Annotated in this window: 17 protein-coding genes and 2 tRNA genes; 11 read left to right on the top strand and 8 right to left on the bottom strand. The window is 48.3% G+C overall.

Annotated elements, in window-relative coordinates:
* Nucleotides 1–146 precede the first annotated feature (146 nt).
* Nucleotides 147–599 (top strand): large conductance mechanosensitive channel protein MscL, encoded by a 453-nt coding sequence (gene mscL / locus OCV68_RS07580; RefSeq protein ID WP_262571880.1) that lies wholly within the window; start codon nucleotides 147–149, stop codon nucleotides 597–599.
* Nucleotides 600–749: 150 nt separating this feature from the next.
* Complete coding sequence (gene guaB / locus OCV68_RS07575) at nucleotides 750–2225, top strand: IMP dehydrogenase (protein WP_178086137.1); 1476 nt, start codon at nucleotides 750–752, stop codon at nucleotides 2223–2225.
* A gap of 681 nt (nucleotides 2226–2906) precedes the next feature.
* On the opposite strand, the gene OCV68_RS07570 is transcribed toward guaB, so the two are convergent.
* Both OCV68_RS07570 and OCV68_RS07565 read right to left on the bottom strand, forming a co-directional pair.
* Nucleotides 2907–2990: transfer RNA gene (locus tag OCV68_RS07570), tRNA-Tyr, on the bottom strand.
* Between the two features lie 117 nt (nucleotides 2991–3107).
* Nucleotides 3108–3184: transfer RNA gene (locus tag OCV68_RS07565), tRNA-Pro, on the bottom strand.
* Between the two features lie 273 nt (nucleotides 3185–3457).
* On the opposite strand from OCV68_RS07565, the gene OCV68_RS07560 reads away from it, so the two are divergent.
* The 9 genes from OCV68_RS07560 to atpC all read left to right on the top strand — a co-directional run bounded on the left by OCV68_RS07560 (nucleotide 3458) and on the right by atpC (nucleotide 10528).
* Nucleotides 3458–3853, top strand: coding sequence for an ATP synthase subunit I (locus tag OCV68_RS07560; RefSeq protein WP_022474660.1), 396 nt, complete (start codon nucleotides 3458–3460; stop codon nucleotides 3851–3853).
* A 25-nt stretch (nucleotides 3854–3878) separates the two neighbouring features.
* Entirely contained in the window at nucleotides 3879–4691 is an 813-nt protein-coding gene (locus OCV68_RS07555; protein WP_022474661.1) for a F0F1 ATP synthase subunit A, read from the top strand.
* 40 nt (nucleotides 4692–4731) lie between these two features.
* Nucleotides 4732–5025, top strand: coding sequence for an ATP synthase F0 subunit C (atpE, locus tag OCV68_RS07550; RefSeq protein ID WP_022474662.1), 294 nt, complete (start codon nucleotides 4732–4734; stop codon nucleotides 5023–5025).
* A gap of 31 nt (nucleotides 5026–5056) precedes the next feature.
* A complete protein-coding gene (gene atpF / locus OCV68_RS07545) occupies nucleotides 5057–5572 on the top strand; it encodes a F0F1 ATP synthase subunit B (protein WP_262571878.1) in 516 nt (171 codons plus the stop codon).
* Nucleotides 5573–5595: 23 nt separating this feature from the next.
* Nucleotides 5596–6141 carry an ATP synthase F1 subunit delta gene (atpH, locus tag OCV68_RS07540; protein ID WP_022474664.1) on the top strand — a complete coding sequence of 182 codons (546 nt, stop codon included), beginning with the start codon at nucleotides 5596–5598 and terminating at the stop codon, nucleotides 6139–6141.
* 57 nt (nucleotides 6142–6198) lie between these two features.
* A complete protein-coding gene (atpA, locus tag OCV68_RS07535; protein WP_022474665.1) occupies nucleotides 6199–7713 on the top strand; it encodes a F0F1 ATP synthase subunit alpha in 1515 nt (504 codons plus the stop codon).
* A 39-nt stretch (nucleotides 7714–7752) separates the two neighbouring features.
* The gene (atpG, locus tag OCV68_RS07530) at nucleotides 7753–8616 is read left to right on the top strand and encodes an ATP synthase F1 subunit gamma (protein ID WP_262571875.1); all 864 of its coding nucleotides are present in this window, start codon (nucleotides 7753–7755) and stop codon (nucleotides 8614–8616) included.
* 82 nt (nucleotides 8617–8698) lie between these two features.
* On the top strand, nucleotides 8699–10099 hold the full coding sequence (gene atpD, locus OCV68_RS07525) for a F0F1 ATP synthase subunit beta (RefSeq protein WP_022474667.1): 1401 nt from the start codon (nucleotides 8699–8701) through the stop codon (nucleotides 10097–10099).
* Between the two features lie 18 nt (nucleotides 10100–10117).
* Nucleotides 10118–10528 (top strand): ATP synthase F1 subunit epsilon, encoded by a 411-nt coding sequence (gene atpC, locus OCV68_RS07520; RefSeq protein ID WP_022474668.1) that lies wholly within the window; start codon nucleotides 10118–10120, stop codon nucleotides 10526–10528.
* 163 nt (nucleotides 10529–10691) lie between these two features.
* On the opposite strand, the gene OCV68_RS07515 is transcribed toward atpC, so the two are convergent.
* From OCV68_RS07515 to OCV68_RS07490, 6 genes are all read right to left on the bottom strand, one after another.
* Nucleotides 10692–11312: a carbonic anhydrase family protein gene (locus OCV68_RS07515; protein WP_262571873.1), complete on the bottom strand. Its 621-nt coding sequence runs from the start codon at nucleotides 11310–11312 to the stop codon at nucleotides 10692–10694.
* A 132-nt stretch (nucleotides 11313–11444) separates the two neighbouring features.
* The gene (locus OCV68_RS07510; RefSeq protein ID WP_262571871.1) at nucleotides 11445–11774 is read right to left on the bottom strand and encodes an RNA polymerase sigma factor; all 330 of its coding nucleotides are present in this window, start codon (nucleotides 11772–11774) and stop codon (nucleotides 11445–11447) included.
* A gap of 108 nt (nucleotides 11775–11882) precedes the next feature.
* Nucleotides 11883–12992: a cell division protein FtsZ gene (gene ftsZ, locus OCV68_RS07505; protein ID WP_022474147.1), complete on the bottom strand. Its 1110-nt coding sequence runs from the start codon at nucleotides 12990–12992 to the stop codon at nucleotides 11883–11885.
* 194 nt (nucleotides 12993–13186) lie between these two features.
* A complete protein-coding gene (locus OCV68_RS07500; RefSeq protein WP_022474146.1) occupies nucleotides 13187–14083 on the bottom strand; it encodes a cell division protein FtsQ/DivIB in 897 nt (298 codons plus the stop codon).
* Nucleotides 14084–14186: 103 nt separating this feature from the next.
* Nucleotides 14187–15449 carry a UDP-N-acetylglucosamine 1-carboxyvinyltransferase gene (murA, locus tag OCV68_RS07495; protein ID WP_262571868.1) on the bottom strand — a complete coding sequence of 421 codons (1263 nt, stop codon included), beginning with the start codon at nucleotides 15447–15449 and terminating at the stop codon, nucleotides 14187–14189.
* Nucleotides 15450–15517: 68 nt separating this feature from the next.
* Nucleotides 15518–16651 (bottom strand): UDP-N-acetylglucosamine--N-acetylmuramyl-(pentapeptide) pyrophosphoryl-undecaprenol N-acetylglucosamine transferase, encoded by a 1134-nt coding sequence (locus tag OCV68_RS07490; RefSeq protein WP_262571866.1) that lies wholly within the window; start codon nucleotides 16649–16651, stop codon nucleotides 15518–15520.
* Nucleotides 16652–16673 lie beyond the last annotated feature (22 nt).

The following is a 16673-nucleotide window of genomic DNA, read 5'->3' as shown; positions in this document are numbered from 1 at the left end:
AAAAGGGGGCGGCTTTTGCAGTTGTATGGGTCGTGTTGTCAGCATCACACCGCCGACTTTACATTTTCTAACATAATATAAATTAAAATGACATAAATTTACGGTATAATGTATTTGTATTTTATAGGATGCAGGAGGTCAATATTATGGCAGACAATGAAAAGAAAGGGCTTATAGCCGAATTCAAGGAGTTTATCTCCAAAGGAAATGTTATGAACCTGGCAGTCGGCGTTATTATCGGCGCTGCGTTCCAGAACATCGTTACAGCCCTTACCAACAGCTTTATCGATCCCCTTATCGCACTTCTCACAGGCGGATGTGAGCACGATGAGGCAGGCAACCTTATCCTTGTGGGCGGTCAGTTCACCATCAACGGCGTTTCCTTCGACTACGGCGCATTTATTTCAGCTGTACTTAATTTCCTTATCATGGCAGTTATCCTCTTCACAATGGTAAAGGCTGTAAACAAGGCAATGTCTATAGGCAATAAGCCCGAGGAAGAGCCTGAGCCTGAAGCTCCCGCTGAGCCCGAGCCTACCAAGGAAGAGCTTCTCCTTACCGAGATAAGAGATCTTCTCAGCGAGCAGAACAAAAAGTGATTATGCACAAAAAAACATTGGTAAGCAGAGTATAATTTTTTATGCGATTTTACACTTTCTCTGTTGACTTGAAGGGCAAAGAGTAGTAAAATAAATAAAATACCTTAATGAAAGCAAAGTATTAACTGAGAACTGGAGGATGATTTTAAAATGCTGGATACGGATATGTCAAGCAAGTTCGGTAAGGAAGGACTTACTTTCGATGATGTTCTTCTTATCCCCGCAAAATCCGATGTAACACCCAATATGATCAACCTTAGAACAAGGCTTGCAAGGGATATTTACCTTAATACCCCTATCATCACTTCCGCAATGGATACTGTAACGGAAGCTAAGATGGCTATCGCCATTGCACGTGAAGGCGGCATTGGTATCATCCACAAGAATATGTCTATCGAAAAGCAGAGCGACGAGGTAGATAAGGTTAAGCGCTCCGAGAACGGCGTTATCGTTAACCCCTTCTCCCTGACCGCTGACAAGCTGGTTTCTGAGGCTGACAAGCTTATGGGCAAGTACAAGATCTCCGGTGTGCCCATTGTTGACGGCAAGGGCAAGCTGGTGGGTATCCTTACCAACCGTGACCTTCGTTTCCTCAAGAATTTCGATACTCCCATTTCCGAAGTAATGACCAAGGAAAATCTGATAACAGCTCCCGTAGGCACTGACCTCGAGGCTGCTCAGAAGATCCTTATGAACCACAAGATCGAAAAGCTTCCTATCGTTGACGATGAGGGCACTCTCAAGGGCCTTATCACCATCAAGGATATCGAGAAGGCTGTTCAGTACCCCAATTCCGCAAGAGATAAGAGCGGAAGACTTCTCTGCGGCGCCGCTATCGGTATCACCGCCGACGTTCTCGACAGAGCAAAGGCTCTGCTGGACGCTCAGGTCGATGTGCTTGTTCTCGACTCCGCACACGGTCACTCCAAGAATATCATGACCTGCATCGACAAGATAAAGAATGCGTTCCCCAACGCAGTTATCATCGCAGGCAACGTTGCTACAGCTGAGGCTACCGAGGACCTTATCAAGGCAGGCGCTGACTGCGTAAAGGTAGGTATAGGCCCCGGTTCTATCTGCACCACCCGTGTTGTTGCAGGTATCGGCGTTCCCCAGATCACAGCAGTATATGATGCAGCGTGCGTTGCAGCTAAGTATGATATCCCCATCATCGCAGACGGCGGTATCAAGTATTCCGGCGATATCGTAAAGGCTCTTGCAGCAGGCGCAAGCACCGTAATGCTCGGTTCTCTCCTTGCAGGCTGCGACGAGGCTCCCGGCGCTACCGAAATTTACCAGGGCAGAAGCTTCAAGGTTTACAGAGGCATGGGTTCACTGGGCGCTATGGCTTGCGGCTCCAAGGACAGATATTTCCAGGAGGGCGCAAAGAAGCTTGTTCCCGAGGGCGTTGAAGGACGTGTTCCTTACAAGGGACTTGTTTCCGATACTATCTTCCAGCTGGTCGGCGGTATCCGTTCAGGTATGGGCTACTGCGGCTGCCCCGATATCCCTACTCTTCACGAGAAGGCAAAGTTTGTACGTATCACAGGCGCAGGTCTCAAGGAGTCTCACCCTCACGATATCTACATCACAAAGGAAGCTCCCAACTACTCCGTTCACGATTGATCGCAGTTATAATAATCAAGGCGATGTACTCTTCAAAAGAGTGCATCGCCTTTTTGTGTATAAGCGTGCTATTGAGAAAGTCAGTACAAATAAAAGCAAGGTAAAGGGTTTAGGAAGTCCACTGAGGGCAGAGCCATCTGGTCGCTGTTGCCGCAGTGGTAAACTACGTTTACCTGCGAAATCCGTTTGCGAGCGGTCAAAATGATTAAATCATTAGCCGACTGACTAACAAATCCTAAAGCCGCCTGCACTATGAGTTTAAAGTCCTACAAATGAGTATTTTCTATCAATATAAGTAAAAAACTATTAAAGTGCAGGCGGCTTGAAACTGAGAGCAATTTCGCAGAAATTGCGTTTCAGTTTCCGCCGTAAGGCGAAGGTACGGACAAACATACCCCCTAAACAAAGTTCAAGCTCATATAAAATTTCTGTACTCCCAAATAGGTACAGCTTTTTTACTAATAAACATTTTGTGGGAATATAAAGACATCATACGGCAGAAAATATGATCATAAAAACAGGCTATCGTTAAAATGCCTTAATTTTACTTGTCAGAATAGCTTAAATTCTACACGCTTATTTAGTCATATTTCTGATTTTGTCTATTGAAAATGACCAACCGTTCAGCTATAATATTGTTTACAGGACAAAAAAATCCCGCACCTCGAAAGGTACGGGACCTGGTGGAAGAGGGTGGATTCGAACCACCGAAGCCGAAGCAACAGATTTACAGTCTGCCCCCTTTGGCCGCTCGGGAACTCTTCCTCAAACCGCATTGACCTTAGCGCCAATGCTTATTTTAAATCCGATGAGCTTCCTCATCAGGATACAAAACCCGTGCACACGGCACGGCATTTTATATAAACGCCATACGGGCGTCAATGGTCGGGGCGACAGGACTTGAACCTGCGGCATCTTGCTCCCAAAGCAAGCACTCTACCAAACTGAGTTACGCCCCGCTGTACACAGCTTGATTATAATATCACAAAAATGCACAAATGTCAAGCAATATTTTCGTCAACAACGTAAATTCGTCGTTTTTGACTATTACAAGCCTTTTGCGGCGGTGCTGCGTGGTCAGATTTAATAAGTTTTTTAGCTATAAAGGAAGTGTTAAGAAAAAGTTTCCACTTAATCGGCAAAAAAATTGCAAATTTGGCTGAGGATTGTTGTAATATTATTGTGTATAGCAGTGTCTTTACGAAGCGGTGCAAAGGAGCGTCGTACAAGCTATGAAGATAAAACTTTTCAGCAATATGATAAATGAGCAGCTCCGCTTCCTGCTTCCCAAGGCAATGCTGGCGGATCTGCTGATATTCGTGGCCGCACTGCCCTTTTACGGGCTTAATATACAGATCCCTCTGGGGCTTCTTCTGGGAACGGCGGCAATGACCGCAAACATTATCCTTCTGGGTATGTCCTCGGAAAGAGCCGTGGAGCGAGGAACGGCAAAAAGCGCCAAACGATATATGTTCAGCTTCTATCTTATCAGGCTGACTGTTATGGGGGCGGCGCTGGTGCTGGGCTTCAGATCTGACCTGTTTAATTCCGTCTGCACGTTTATCCCTCTGCTGTATCCGAAGACGTTTTATACAGGAAGTGCGATCATCAGGCAGAAACACTCATGAAATATGAAGGGAGGTTTGAAAATATATGGGAACCGCTCTGGCGGCTGAGGCCGTCTTGAAATTCTATGACACCGAGCTTCAGGTAGATGTGGTAGGCCCCAGAAAAATGATAACGCTGCTGGGCAGCGACGGAAATGAGATATTTTCTATCTCGGAAACCGTTGTTACAGGCTGGCTGCTCATTATTCTGCTGTATATACTTATAAGATGGCTCACAAAGGATCTTAAAGTAAAGCCCACATCAAAAAAGCAGGTCCTTGCGGAATGGTTCGTGACATTTTTCAATAACCTTGTCAAGGAAAATATGGGCAGCAGAATGGTAAAGCTTGCGCCCTACATTGCCACGATATTTACATTTGCGCTGACCGGCTCTCTGATAAGCGTTCTCGGTTTCAGGAGTATGACGGTTGACATTAACTGCACAGGAACGTGGGCGGCACTGACCTTTATAATGATCACCTATTACAAGATAAAGTCCAACGGAATAGGCGGTTATTTCAAGAGCTTTACCGAGCCTGTTTTTGTCATCACGCCGATCAATATACTCAGTGAAGTAGCAACACCTGTGGCTATGGCGCTGCGTATGTTCGGCAACATCTCAAGCGGTATGATAATCACAACGATAATCTACGCTTTCCTTACCATTCTGAGCAATGTGGTTTATAATGCACTGAGCCTGCATCTGGCTGCACTCAACTATTTCCACATTTTCCAGATTGGTGTTCCCGCTGCGCTGTCGATCTACTTCGATTTCTTCTCGGGCATTATCCAGTCTTATGTATTCATAATGCTGACAATGGCTTATGTAGGCGATGCCGCAGGCTGCAAGGACGAGTGATAACTCAGTCTCAAAATTCTTTTTTTGGAGGTATATAAAAATGGAAGGACAGACATATGAACAGACCCTGCTTCTTGCAAAGGCTATCGTTCTCGCAGGACAGGGCATAGGCGCAGGTCTTGCGCTTATCGCAGGTATCGGCCCCGGTATCGGTGAAGGCTACGCCGTAGGCAAGGCTATCGAGACCATCGGCAGACAGCCTGAGGCAAAATCCTCTGCCACAACAACAATGTTTATCGGCTGCGCAGTTGCAGAGTCCACAGGTATTTACGGCCTGCTGGTAGGTATTATTCTGTTGTTCGTTAATCCGTTCCTTAAGCATCTTGAGGGCTGATTTGCTTCAGCAGGAATGGGAGGATATCTGAATGGATATAAATTTTGAATTTTTCAGCATAGAACCCTCCACCATAATCGGCGTTCTGTGCAATACTCTTATCCTGTTTCTGATTTTCAAAAAGTTTCTTTTCGGCCCTGTTAACAAGATCATAGAGGAAAGAAAGGCTCAGGTCTCCAAGACCTATGACGAGGCTGACCGGGCTCTTAAAAAAGCAAAGGACATGGAAAGCGAATATACTCAGAAGCTGGAGGGCGCAAAGGAAGAGTCTGCCGAGATGGTAAAGGCTGCTTCCAAGAGAGCTCAGCTCCGCTCCGACGAGATCATCGCCGAGGCGAGAAACGAAGCTGCGGGCATCGTTACCAAGGCCAATGCGGATATCGAAAGAGAACGCAAGCGTGCTGTCAATAAGATCAAGGATCAGATCTCCGATATGGCTGTGGATATCGCAGGCAAGGTCATCGGCAGGGAGGTTTCCACCGATGAGGAGCAGGATCGCCTGATAGATGAATTTATCGGCGAGCTTGATGATGACGGCGACAAGTAATTTTCAGGAAAGGTTGTGCAGCTATGGCAGGTTCGGTTGAAAATGTTTATGCGCAGGCTTTGCTGGAAATAGGCCGTGAGGACGGTAATCTTAAAGAGCTTCATGAGGAGATACAGGCGCTCAGCGGGATATTCGATGAAAATCGTGATTTTGCAAGGCTGTTGTCATCTCCGTCAATGACCCCCGATGAAAAGACCAAGCTTATAAAGTCTGTTTTTGAGGGAAGGATATCCGCCTCTGCTCTGAATTTTCTCTGCGTGCTCGCTGAGAAAAACAGATGTGCTTATCTGGGCAAGATAGCTGCTGAGCTGAAAAAGGGCTATTATGAGGACGCAGGCATTGCGGAAGTTACTGTTACCACCGCTGTTCCGCTGAAGGACGGCGCAAGGGAGCGGCTCATCGAGAAGCTCTCTAAGAAGTACGATAAGACTATCGACCTTGTGGAAAAGACCGACCCCGCAATTATCGGCGGAATGATAGTTGTCTGCGGCGATAATATGCTGGACGGCTCTGTCAGAACAAAGCTTGAAAATATGCAGAAACAGATCAGAGATATGGCTGCCGATTAAAAAACGGCAGGATTTCGTCAGCTGACGGAATATCATATAAACGAAAGGGTGAATCAGATGGATTTGCGCCCGGATGAAATTACCGGAATAATCAAAAGTCAGATAAGGAATTTCAGCTCCGAGATACAGCAGTCCGATACGGGTACTGTTATCACAGTAGGCGACGGTATCGTAAGGATACACGGCCTCGATAACTGTATGTCGGGCGAGCTGCTGGAATTTGACGGCGGCGTTTACGCTATGGCAATGAACCTGGAGCAGGATTTCGTTGCGGCTGTTATGCTGGGTTCCGACGTTGAGATCAAAGAGGGCGACACCGTCAAGAGAACAGGCAGCGTAGTTTCCGTGCCTGTTGGCGAGGAGCTTCTCGGCAGAGTTGTAAACTCTCTGGGACAGCCTATCGACGGCAAGGGACCCATTCTCACAAAAGAAAAGATGCCCATTGAGCAGCCCGCTTACGGCATCATCACCAGAAAGTCGGTAAGCCGTCCTTTACAGACAGGCATCAAGGCTATCGACTCCATGATACCCATAGGAAGAGGTCAGCGTGAGCTGATAATCGGCGACAGACAGACCGGTAAGACCGCTATCGCTCTCGATACAATCATAAACCAGAGGGACAAGAATGTTATCTGTATTTATGTTGCTATCGGTCAGAAGCGTTCTACCGTTGCAAACGTTGTTGAAACTCTGGAAAAGAACGGCGCTCTGGACTACACTATCGTAGTATCCGCTACAGCGTCCGAGCTTGCCCCCCTGCAGTATATCGCTCCCTACTCGGGCGTTGCAATGGGTGAGTATTTCCTTAAACAGGGCAAGGACGTGCTCTGCGTATATGACGACCTGTCAAAGCACGCAGTGGCTTACCGTACACTTTCCTTGCTGCTTAAAAGACCGCCCGGACGTGAGGCTTATCCCGGAGATGTATTCTATCTCCACTCCCGTCTGCTTGAGCGTGCGTGCAGCCTGAACGAGAACTACGGCGGCGGTTCCATTACCGCACTGCCTATCATCGAAACACAGGCAGGCGACGTTTCCGCTTACATTCCCACAAACGTTATTTCCATTACCGACGGTCAGATATTCCTTGAGACTGACCTGTTCAATTCAGGTGTAAGACCTGCCGTTAACCCCGGTATCTCCGTTTCGAGAGTCGGCGGCGCTGCGCAGATCAAGGCAATGAAGAAGGTATCAGGCTCACTGAAGCTCACATACTCTCAGTACAGAGAGCTTCAGGCATTCTCCCAGTTCGGTTCTGACCTTGATAAGGACACTAAGGAGCGCCTTGCTCTGGGTGAGCGTGTTGTGGAAGTCCTCAAGCAGGACAGAAATTCTCCCGTTGCGGTTGAAAATCAGGTAGTTATCATCTACGCCGTAACTCACAATTATCTTAAAGATGTTCCCGTAGATAAGATCGGCGAATTTCAGACTGAGCTTTTCGATTACGTTGACAACAGCTATCCCGATATCATTTCCTCCATCAAGGAAACAAAGGATCTGACCAAGGAAAACGAAGAGGCTCTCAAGGCAGCTCTCGACGAGTTTGTAAAGAAATTCACTGCGGCGCTCTGATGAGCGCTGTGACTATTATGGCAAGGGAGGACTGTTGAATTGGCTTCCGGCAATATGAAGGACATCAAGCGGCGTATAAAAAGCGTTGAGTCCACTATGCAGATCACTAAGGCAATGGAGCTGGTTGCGTCTTCTAAGCTGAGGAAGGCAAAGGAAAAGGCGGATAAAGCCCGCCCCTACTTTGACGCCCTTTACGAAACAATGTGCGAGATACAGGCGGAAAATCCCAGCTTCCTTTCTCCCTTTACCCGCAAGGCGGGGGAGGGCAAGTCACTTCTGGTAGTTATAGCAGGCGACAGAGGACTGGCAGGAGGATTTAACTCCAACATCTTCAAGCTTGCTCAGGCAAGAATTGACGAGCTTGGCGGAAAGGATAAAACGGATATCATCGCCATAGGCAAAAAGGCTGTGGAATATTTCGGCAAGAGAGAGTTCAATATGCTTGGCTCTTACCCCGATTTTTCCGAAAATATAAGGATCCATCAGGCAAACGATATCGCAGGCGAGATCGTGGACAAGTATGTGAAAGGCATTTACGAGAGAGTAGAGCTTTTCTATACGGAATATGTTTCCTCCATAACTCAGCAGGCGGTAACAAAGAAAATGCTTCCTGTGGAGCTTGACGGACAGAAGAAGGTCTCAAAGGCGCTGCCTATTTATGAGCCTTCCGCAGGTCAGGTGTTCAACCACATCGTTCCCAGATATGTTACGGGAATGATATTCGGTGCGTGCGTTGAGAGCTTTGCTTCCGAGCAGGCTTCCAGACGAAACGCTATGGAGAACGCCTCCGACAACGCTTCCGAGATGATAAGCAGCCTTTCCCTTATGTATAACCGTGCACGACAGGCTTCCATTACTCAGGAGATCACTGAGATCGTCGGCGGTGCAAACAGCGCTGAGTGACGTTTTACTATAAGTATTATTACCGCTTTACAATTATACTGTCTGTAATATGCAGACAGAACTGAAAGGAGTGGTTATTTAAATGCCGCAGAACAATGTTGGAAAGGTTGTTCAGGTAATCGGAGCGGTCGTTGATATCCGCTTTGAAAAGGATAACCTGCCCAATCTTCTCAATGCGATAGAAATTGAGCTTAACGGCAAGAAGCTGGTGTGCGAGGTTGCGCAGCATATCGGTGACGACGTTGTAAGATGTATTGCAATGTCCTCCACTGACGGACTGGTAAGAGGCACTGATGCCATAAATACAGGCGCACCTATCACCGTTCCTGTCGGAAGAAATACTCTGGGAAGGATCTTCAATCTTCTCGGAGAACCCGTTGACAACAAGCCTGCTCCCGAAACAAAGGAGAGATGGGCTATCCACCGTGAAGCGCCATCCTACGAGGAGCAGACAGCTTCCAATGAGGTGCTTGAAACAGGCATCAAGGTAATCGACCTTATCTGCCCTTACCTCAAGGGCGGTAAGATAGGTCTTTTCGGAGGCGCAGGTGTCGGTAAGACCGTTCTTATCCAGGAGCTTATCAACAACGTTGCAAACCAGCACGGCGGTATCTCCGTTTTCACAGGTGTTGGCGAGCGTACCCGTGAGGGCAACGACCTTTACAACGAAATGACCGAGTCGGGCGTTATTGACAAGACCGTTCTTGTTTACGGTCAGATGAATGAGCCTCCCGGAGCAAGAATGAGAGTAGGTCTTTCGGGACTTACCATGGCGGAATATTTCCGTGACGTTGAGGGACAGGACGTTCTTCTGTTCATCGACAACATTTTCCGTTTCACACAGGCAGGCTCCGAGGTTTCCGCTCTGCTGGGACGTATGCCCTCGGCAGTTGGTTATCAGCCTACACTGGCAACTGAAATGGGCGCTCTCCAGGAGCGTATCACATCTACACATAAGGGCTCTATCACATCGGTACAGGCAGTTTACGTTCCCGCCGATGACCTTACAGACCCTGCTCCTGCGACCACATTTGCTCACCTGGACGCAACAACAGTCCTTTCCAGAAGCATTTCTTCGCTGGGTATCTACCCCGCCGTTGACCCTCTGGATTCCACATCGAGAATACTTTCTCCCGATATCGTGGGCCGTGAGCATTATGAGACTGCAAGAGCCGTTCAGAACATTCTCCAGAGATATACCGAGCTTCAGGATATCATCGCCATCATGGGTATGGACGAGCTTTCCGACGAGGATAAGCTTATCGTTGCCAGAGCGAGAAAGATCCAGCGTTTCCTGTCCCAGCCGTTCAGCGTAGCCGAGCAGTTCACGGGCATGAAGGGCAAGTATGTTCCCATCAAGGAGACTATCAGAGGCTTCAAGGAGATCATCGAGGGTATGCACGACGATCTTCCCGAGTCTGCGTTCCTGTTCGTCGGAACCATTGACGAGGCTGTTGAAAAAGCAAAGCAGTCGGGCAACTGATAAGGAGGTTGACAGCAAATGGCAACACCCTTTCATCTTACGGTCATAACCCCTGAAAAGATCTTTTTTGACGGTGAGACCACGCAGATAATCGTCCGCACCACAGAGGGCGATATCGGTATTCTGGCAAACCACACAAGCCTTGTGGCAAGCCTTCCCTCGGGACCTTTAAAGGTAATGACGGAGGACGGCAGCTATCGTGTGGCGGCAGTTTCCGCAGGACTTATCAAGGTCGGCGGAAACAAGGTAAATATCTTTGCCGATGCCGTTGAGTGGGCTGACGAGATAGATATCGAGTGGGCAAAGCGTTCCCGTGAGGACGCAGAGCGCCGAATTGCCGCAAAGAAGAGCCAGCTTGACTTTGACATTGCGGAGCTTAAACTCCAGCGTGCACTCAACAGAATCCATGTTCACGATATGATGAGATAATAAAAAGAGATGTTCCGTTTCGGAGCATCTCTTTTTTGTTGCTTAATTTTTAAATATGCTTATACTAAGCACCAATTAAAAACTATACAAAAAATCATCGCATAATCTTGCGTATATGGATTATGCGATGATTTTTTGTCTGTAGTTTTATTGATGATTAGTATTATTCGTAGTGCCTGAATTTTACGGAGGAGAGTATCTTTTCTATATCATTTGCGTAGTCGTCGTACCATGGGGCGTTGTTTATTATCACGCAGTCGGTGTATTCGCCGTCAAGCATGATGAAGCTCCAGTTTTCGCTGCCGTCATAATAGCACTGTGTTGCGGAATATCCGTTAAAGTCAATGGGCTTTTGCACAAGCCCCGTGCCGCAGACAGCGAAGTTTTTGCTGTATTCTATGGTTATGGTGCCCTCAGCTTCATTGTCGGGGCTGAGATATGCGGAAATGCTGCTTGTTGGCTCGTCTTCTGTCTGGGCGGACGTGTATGACCAGCCTGCAGGAAGTTCAAAGGAAAAGCCTGTTGACGGGGCGCACTGGGGGACAACTTCTGTCTGGACATTCTGAGTCTCAGCTTCCCAGCCTATTTCTTCAGGCTGTGTGCGTATATCGGCTGGGATAGCGTCAATGCTGCCCTCCGACATCATTACAGGCTCATCTTCGCTTGCTTCAGTGGCTTCTGTGACCTTGACTTTTATTGTTGTTTCGGCGTTATCGGTCTGTGCTGTATCCGTGCAGGCAGTCAGGGCAATGAGAACTGCGATAAGAGGTACGTATTTTTTCATATGATATCCTCCTTGTGTCTTATACTAATCACTGTATAAAACACAATTCACCCTGCCAGAAAATTTCATGCCTGCCGTGATTTCGTCATTTGTACAGTCTGATGTTGGAAATTTTAAGCAATATTACCACGATTACTGCGCCTGAGAGGTAAAATGCTTTATCAGGCTTATCATGTCGTCCTTGTCTGTGCCGCCGCTCAGTGTTTCGGCGTAGTCGTCTATAGGCTCAGTCTTTTTGCGCCACCAGTGCTTCAGTCTGTCACGGCAGAGATTCTTGGCGGTGACTGTGAGCCACGCACGCTCGTGCTTTTCATCGTTGAATTCTGCGCTCATTGCCTTTACAAAAACGTCCTCGGTGCAGTCCTCGGCATCGGCGGCGTTCTGCATAAAAATGTAGCATATCCTGTAAACGGCTTCAAAATGCCGCTTGTAAAATTCTGCAAAATCAGGCTTTGACGGCATATAATACCTCATGTAATTATAACGATCGGGGAGTGATATTTGTCGGGTGCTTCAAAAAAAGGCGGTCAAGTTACCCTGACCGCCTGATATTTTATGGCAATATGGAAGTTATCTTCTGTTGATCATGTTAAAAAAGTCGCTGTATTCCTCATCGTAGGAAGACTTCTTGGGTGCTGCGGGCTGAGGTGCGGCTGTTGATGCAGCAGATGCTGCGGGAACCTTTTCAACCTCGGGAGCGGGTTCTTCCTGCTTGTCGATATCATCATTGAAAGCGGAAGCGATAACAGTAATGTTGATCTCGTCCTTGAGGTTCTCATCGAAGGAGGTACCGAAGATCATGTTTACATCGGGATCGGCAGCCTCGGAGATAAGTCTTGTAGCTGTGTTGATGTCGCTTGCAAGAACGTCCTCGCTCATTACGATGTTAACGAGAAGTCTTGTAGCGCCGGAAATGGAGGTCTCAAGCAGAGGACTGGAGATGACCTGCTTTGCAGCCTCGGCAGCCTTGTCCTTGCCTGAACCGTGACCGATAGCCATATGAGCATAGCCTGCGTCCTTCATAGTGGTCTTTACATCAGCGAAGTCAAGGTTGATGTCGCCCTCGACAGTGATAAGCTCTGCTATGGACTTTACGCCGACCTTGAGGATATCATCAGCAAGTGCGAAGGACTGCTTCATTGTAAGCTCCTTGTCAGCACTCTGGAGAAGACGCTCATTGGGGATAACGATAAGTGAATCAACGTGCTTTTTAAGCTCTGCGATACCGGCCTCAGCCTGTCTCATCTTAGCCTTCTGCTCAAACTCAAAGGGCTTTGTTACCACTGCAACAGTGAGTATTCCCAGCTCCTGAGCGATCTCTGCAACGATGGGAGCTGCGCCTGTACCTGTGCCGCCGCCCATACCTGCTGCGATGAATACCATATCTGAACCGCTGAGAGCGGCCTTGATCTCGTCTCTGTTTTCCTCGGCGCTGCTTGCACCGATCTCAGGCTTGGCGCCTGCGCCCTTGCCGTTTGTAAGCTTAACGCCTATCTGTACCTTTGTATCAGCCTTAGATGAGTTGAGAGCTCTTGCATCGGTATTGACAGTTATGTAGTCAACGCCCTTGATGCCCTCGTCAACCATGCGGTTAACAGCGTTTCCGCCGCCGCCGCCCACGCCGACAACTTTTATAATCTCATCATAGGTGTTTTTCTCGTTATCAACCATGATCGCCATTTTTCTTCCTCCTGTTTACTGTTTATATGTAAATACAGAAAAATCTGAATTATTCCTGATTATATTATACACAACATTTATTTTAACACACCTGCGGATTTTTTTCAAGTGATTTTTCTAAAAAAAACGCAGTTGCACAAAAAAATGATAATATAGTACCCTTTTTGTTCACATTTCACAACCGTGCTTCATGATTATTCCATTGCCACTGCGGCGGAGGTCGTCTCCGACGTTTCAGTTTCAATGGGGTTGCCGTTTTCATCGGTTTCCTGAGTATCGGCGGTGGTCATGGAAGCAATGTTGTCGTTATAGACCTTGGCGTTGTTTTCCAGGCTTTCCTTGTCAAGGAATGATGCGCTGTTTGCGTCGGAAAGAATGGTAAGAGTGCCCTCGGTCTTGTCGCCTATCTTTGTCTCGATTATCTCCTTGGCAAAGTTCATTTTGTATTCAAGGTCGTTTACCGAGCCGAGACTTACTGTGATACGGTTATCGAAAACGCATTTGATATCCGCACGGTCGGTAACATCTACCGAGGTAACGGTGCTGTAATTGCCCGTGTCCAGCAGGGTCATCATCTGATAGACCACTGTGTCCTTGTGCTCATCGTTGGAAGCGTACTTGTCCCCGGGGAGAAGCTCCAGCTTGGGGTCAGTTCCCGTGAAATTGAAAAGGTTTGCCTTAGGCTCATCTATCTTTTCAAGTATCTTGCCGCCCTTGCTTATGAGATATATGCCGTGGTCGGTGATGAAATTCGCCTCAGGCTCGCTGGCTTCCACGTTTATTATCAGCGTGGAGGGGAATGAGCGGCTAAGATGTGCTTTTTCTATGTAAACCAGTCTGGAGGTTATCTGACTGCTTACCTTATCGGTGCTGAGACGGACAAGATTATCGCCCGCCTCAACTCCGCTGGCGTCGATTATTTCCTGTGGGGTGTAGTTTGATGCACCCGTTACACGAATGTTTTCAACATTGAATAGGACTGTTGTTGAAAGCAGCAGAAATATTCCTGCCACTATGATAAATACCACAATGCCCGTAAGCGTATGTCGCTGCTTGTGCCTGCGGCGGTAGGGCTGACTCTGACTGCTCAAAATAAAAACTCCTTGTTATACTAAACGCCAATTAAAAACTATACAAAAAATAGCGTATAGATCATTCGATGATTTTTGCATATAGTTTTATTGGTTATCAGTATTATATTATCCTGCTTATTTTTGCTCCTGCCGATGAAAGGATAGCTTCTATGCTGTCATACCCTCTGTCGATAAGTTCTGTCCTTGTTATCTCCGACCTGCCCGATGCGCCGAGAGCTGCGCAGACTATTGCTGCGCCTCCTCTCAGGTCAGGGGCTTCCGAAGCAGCTCCGTAAAGAGCGGGAACGCCTGTTACAACGGCGACCTTTCCCTCCGCACGGATATCTGCGCCCATTCGGCTAAGCGCTCCCGTGTGGCGGTAGCGGTTCTCGAAGATGTTCTCCACAAACACTGTGGTTCCCTCCGCCGTGCAGAGGGGAGCCATTATGATCGCCTGAGCGTCCGTGGGAAATCCCGGATAGACCATTGTGCGTATGGTATCGGCGGCTTTAAGACCGCCTGTTTTCTGTATGTATATATTTGAGCCGAAGCTGCGGACGTACATACCCATCTGCTCAAAAAGGGGAAGTATGGCTTCCATATGAGCGGGGCAGCAGTCGGTAAGCATAAGCTCTCCCCCTGCGCAGGCGCAGCAGGAAAGATATGTGGCTGCGGCTATTCTGTCGGGGATTATTGCAAAGCTTTCCCGGGGAGCCGAAAGGCGCTCAACGCCCTCAACGGTTATCCTGCTTCCACCTGCGCCGTTTATATGAGCGCCGCAGGCGATAAGGAAATCTGCAAGGCAGGTTATCTCAGGCTCTCTTGCGCAGTTGGAGATAACAGTTTCGCCCTTTGCGGTGACAGCCGCCAGCAGAATATTTTCCGTTGCTCCCACCGATGGGAATGAAAGGGATATCTTGCAGCCTGTCAGACCCTCGGGAGCGGAGCATTCTATAATTCCGTGCTCGTCTGTTATTACAGCCCCCATTTTCTTCATAGCCGAAAGGTGCATATCTATAGGCCTCGGGCCAAGATCGCAGCCGCCGGGATAGCACAATGTGCATTTGCCCGTTCTGCCCATCAGCGCCCCCATAAAGATTATAGAGCTGCGCATGGTGCGCATAAGCTCGCAGCTTATGGAAGAACTGTCGATGCCGGTGCAGTCAACGGTCATGTCTGTTCCGTCGGCACGGACCTTTCCGCCAAGGCTGGTAAGGATACGTGCAGCGCCGTATCGGTCGGAGATGCAGGGGCAGTTGCTGAGCCTTACCTCCCTGCTGCACAGAGTACAGGCGGCAAGGACGGGCAGCACTGCATTTTTTGCTCCCTGGACTTTTATTTCACCGCTGAGAGGGCGGCCTCCGTCGATCACCAGCTTCTGCATATCCGACGCTCCTTTATAAGTTGATTATAACTTATATTATGAGCGCTGCGGAAAAGTGTGAAAAAAGCTTATTTTTTCATTACGTCGGTTATTGCCTTGTATATCCTGTCGGGGGTGTCGGTGATGCACTGCTCGTGAGCCTTGCGTGCCAGATCGTCCAGTCTTGCGGGATCGGAGCAGAGCTTCTTTGCTTCATTTATGATAAGCTCGTCCGTAAGATCTTTCTGCTCGATAACGATGGCAGCGCCGGCTTTGCCGAGCACCATTGCGTTGTGATACTGATGATTTCCCGCAACCACGGGGGAGGGGATAAGAATGGAAGCACGTCCCATTGCTTCAAGCTCGCTTATGGCAGAAGCTCCGCTGCGGCAGATTATAAGGTCGGCTGCTGCGGTGCATACGTCCATGTTGTGGATGTACTCCTTGACCATGAGCTTGGGGTCTGTATCGGGGTCGATGCCCATTTCTTTAAGGCTCTGTACAAAGGTACCGTGACCCATTTTGCCGTAGCTGTGGATATGGGAGATGTTCAGTCCGCTTTCCTTTTCCCACTTTATAAGGGCAAGGGCGCTGCTGTTGATAGCTCCCGCACCCAGGCTTCCGCCCCATGAGAAGATACAGATGCTGTTTTCGTCCAGCCCCAGCTCTTTCTTGGCTTCCGCACGGCTGATGCGTGAGGGGTCAAAGCCCTTTCTTACGGGCAGACCTGTTTTTATGTACTTTACGCTTTTATCGAAATACTCAGCCGCTTCTTCCATGGTGAGCATTACTATATCAGCCTTTTTGGAAAGTATCCTTGTGGTAACTCCGGGGTATGCGTTCTGCTCGTGGATAGCAGTGGGGATACCCATTTTTTCAGCTTCCAGAACTATAGGGCCGCTTACATATCCGCCTGTTCCGATGACGATATCGGGGCCGAAATCCTTGATTATCTTACGTGCGGTATGACCTGCGGTGGTAAGATATGCGGCTGCCTTTATGTTCCTGACGATGTTCTTGGGGGTGAGCTTTCGCTGAAATCCGCTGACCTTTATGGGCGCAAATGGGATATTCTCCATAGGCACAAGGCGGGATTCCATTCCGTTTGGTGTGCCGGCATAGAGGAATTCAGCGTCGGGACAATGATCCTTTATTATGGATATAATGGCGAGAGCAGGATTGATATGACCTGCCGTTCCGCCTCCTGCCAGTAAAACTTTCATAAGCTACTTCCTTTTCAGATGA

It is taken from the genome of Huintestinicola butyrica, from assembly GCF_025567215.1.
GTDB classification, from domain to species: domain Bacteria; phylum Bacillota; class Clostridia; order Oscillospirales; family Ruminococcaceae; genus Huintestinicola; species Huintestinicola butyrica.
Note: the sequence above shows the minus strand (reverse complement) of the source record. Positions and strands in the feature narration are given on the sequence as shown.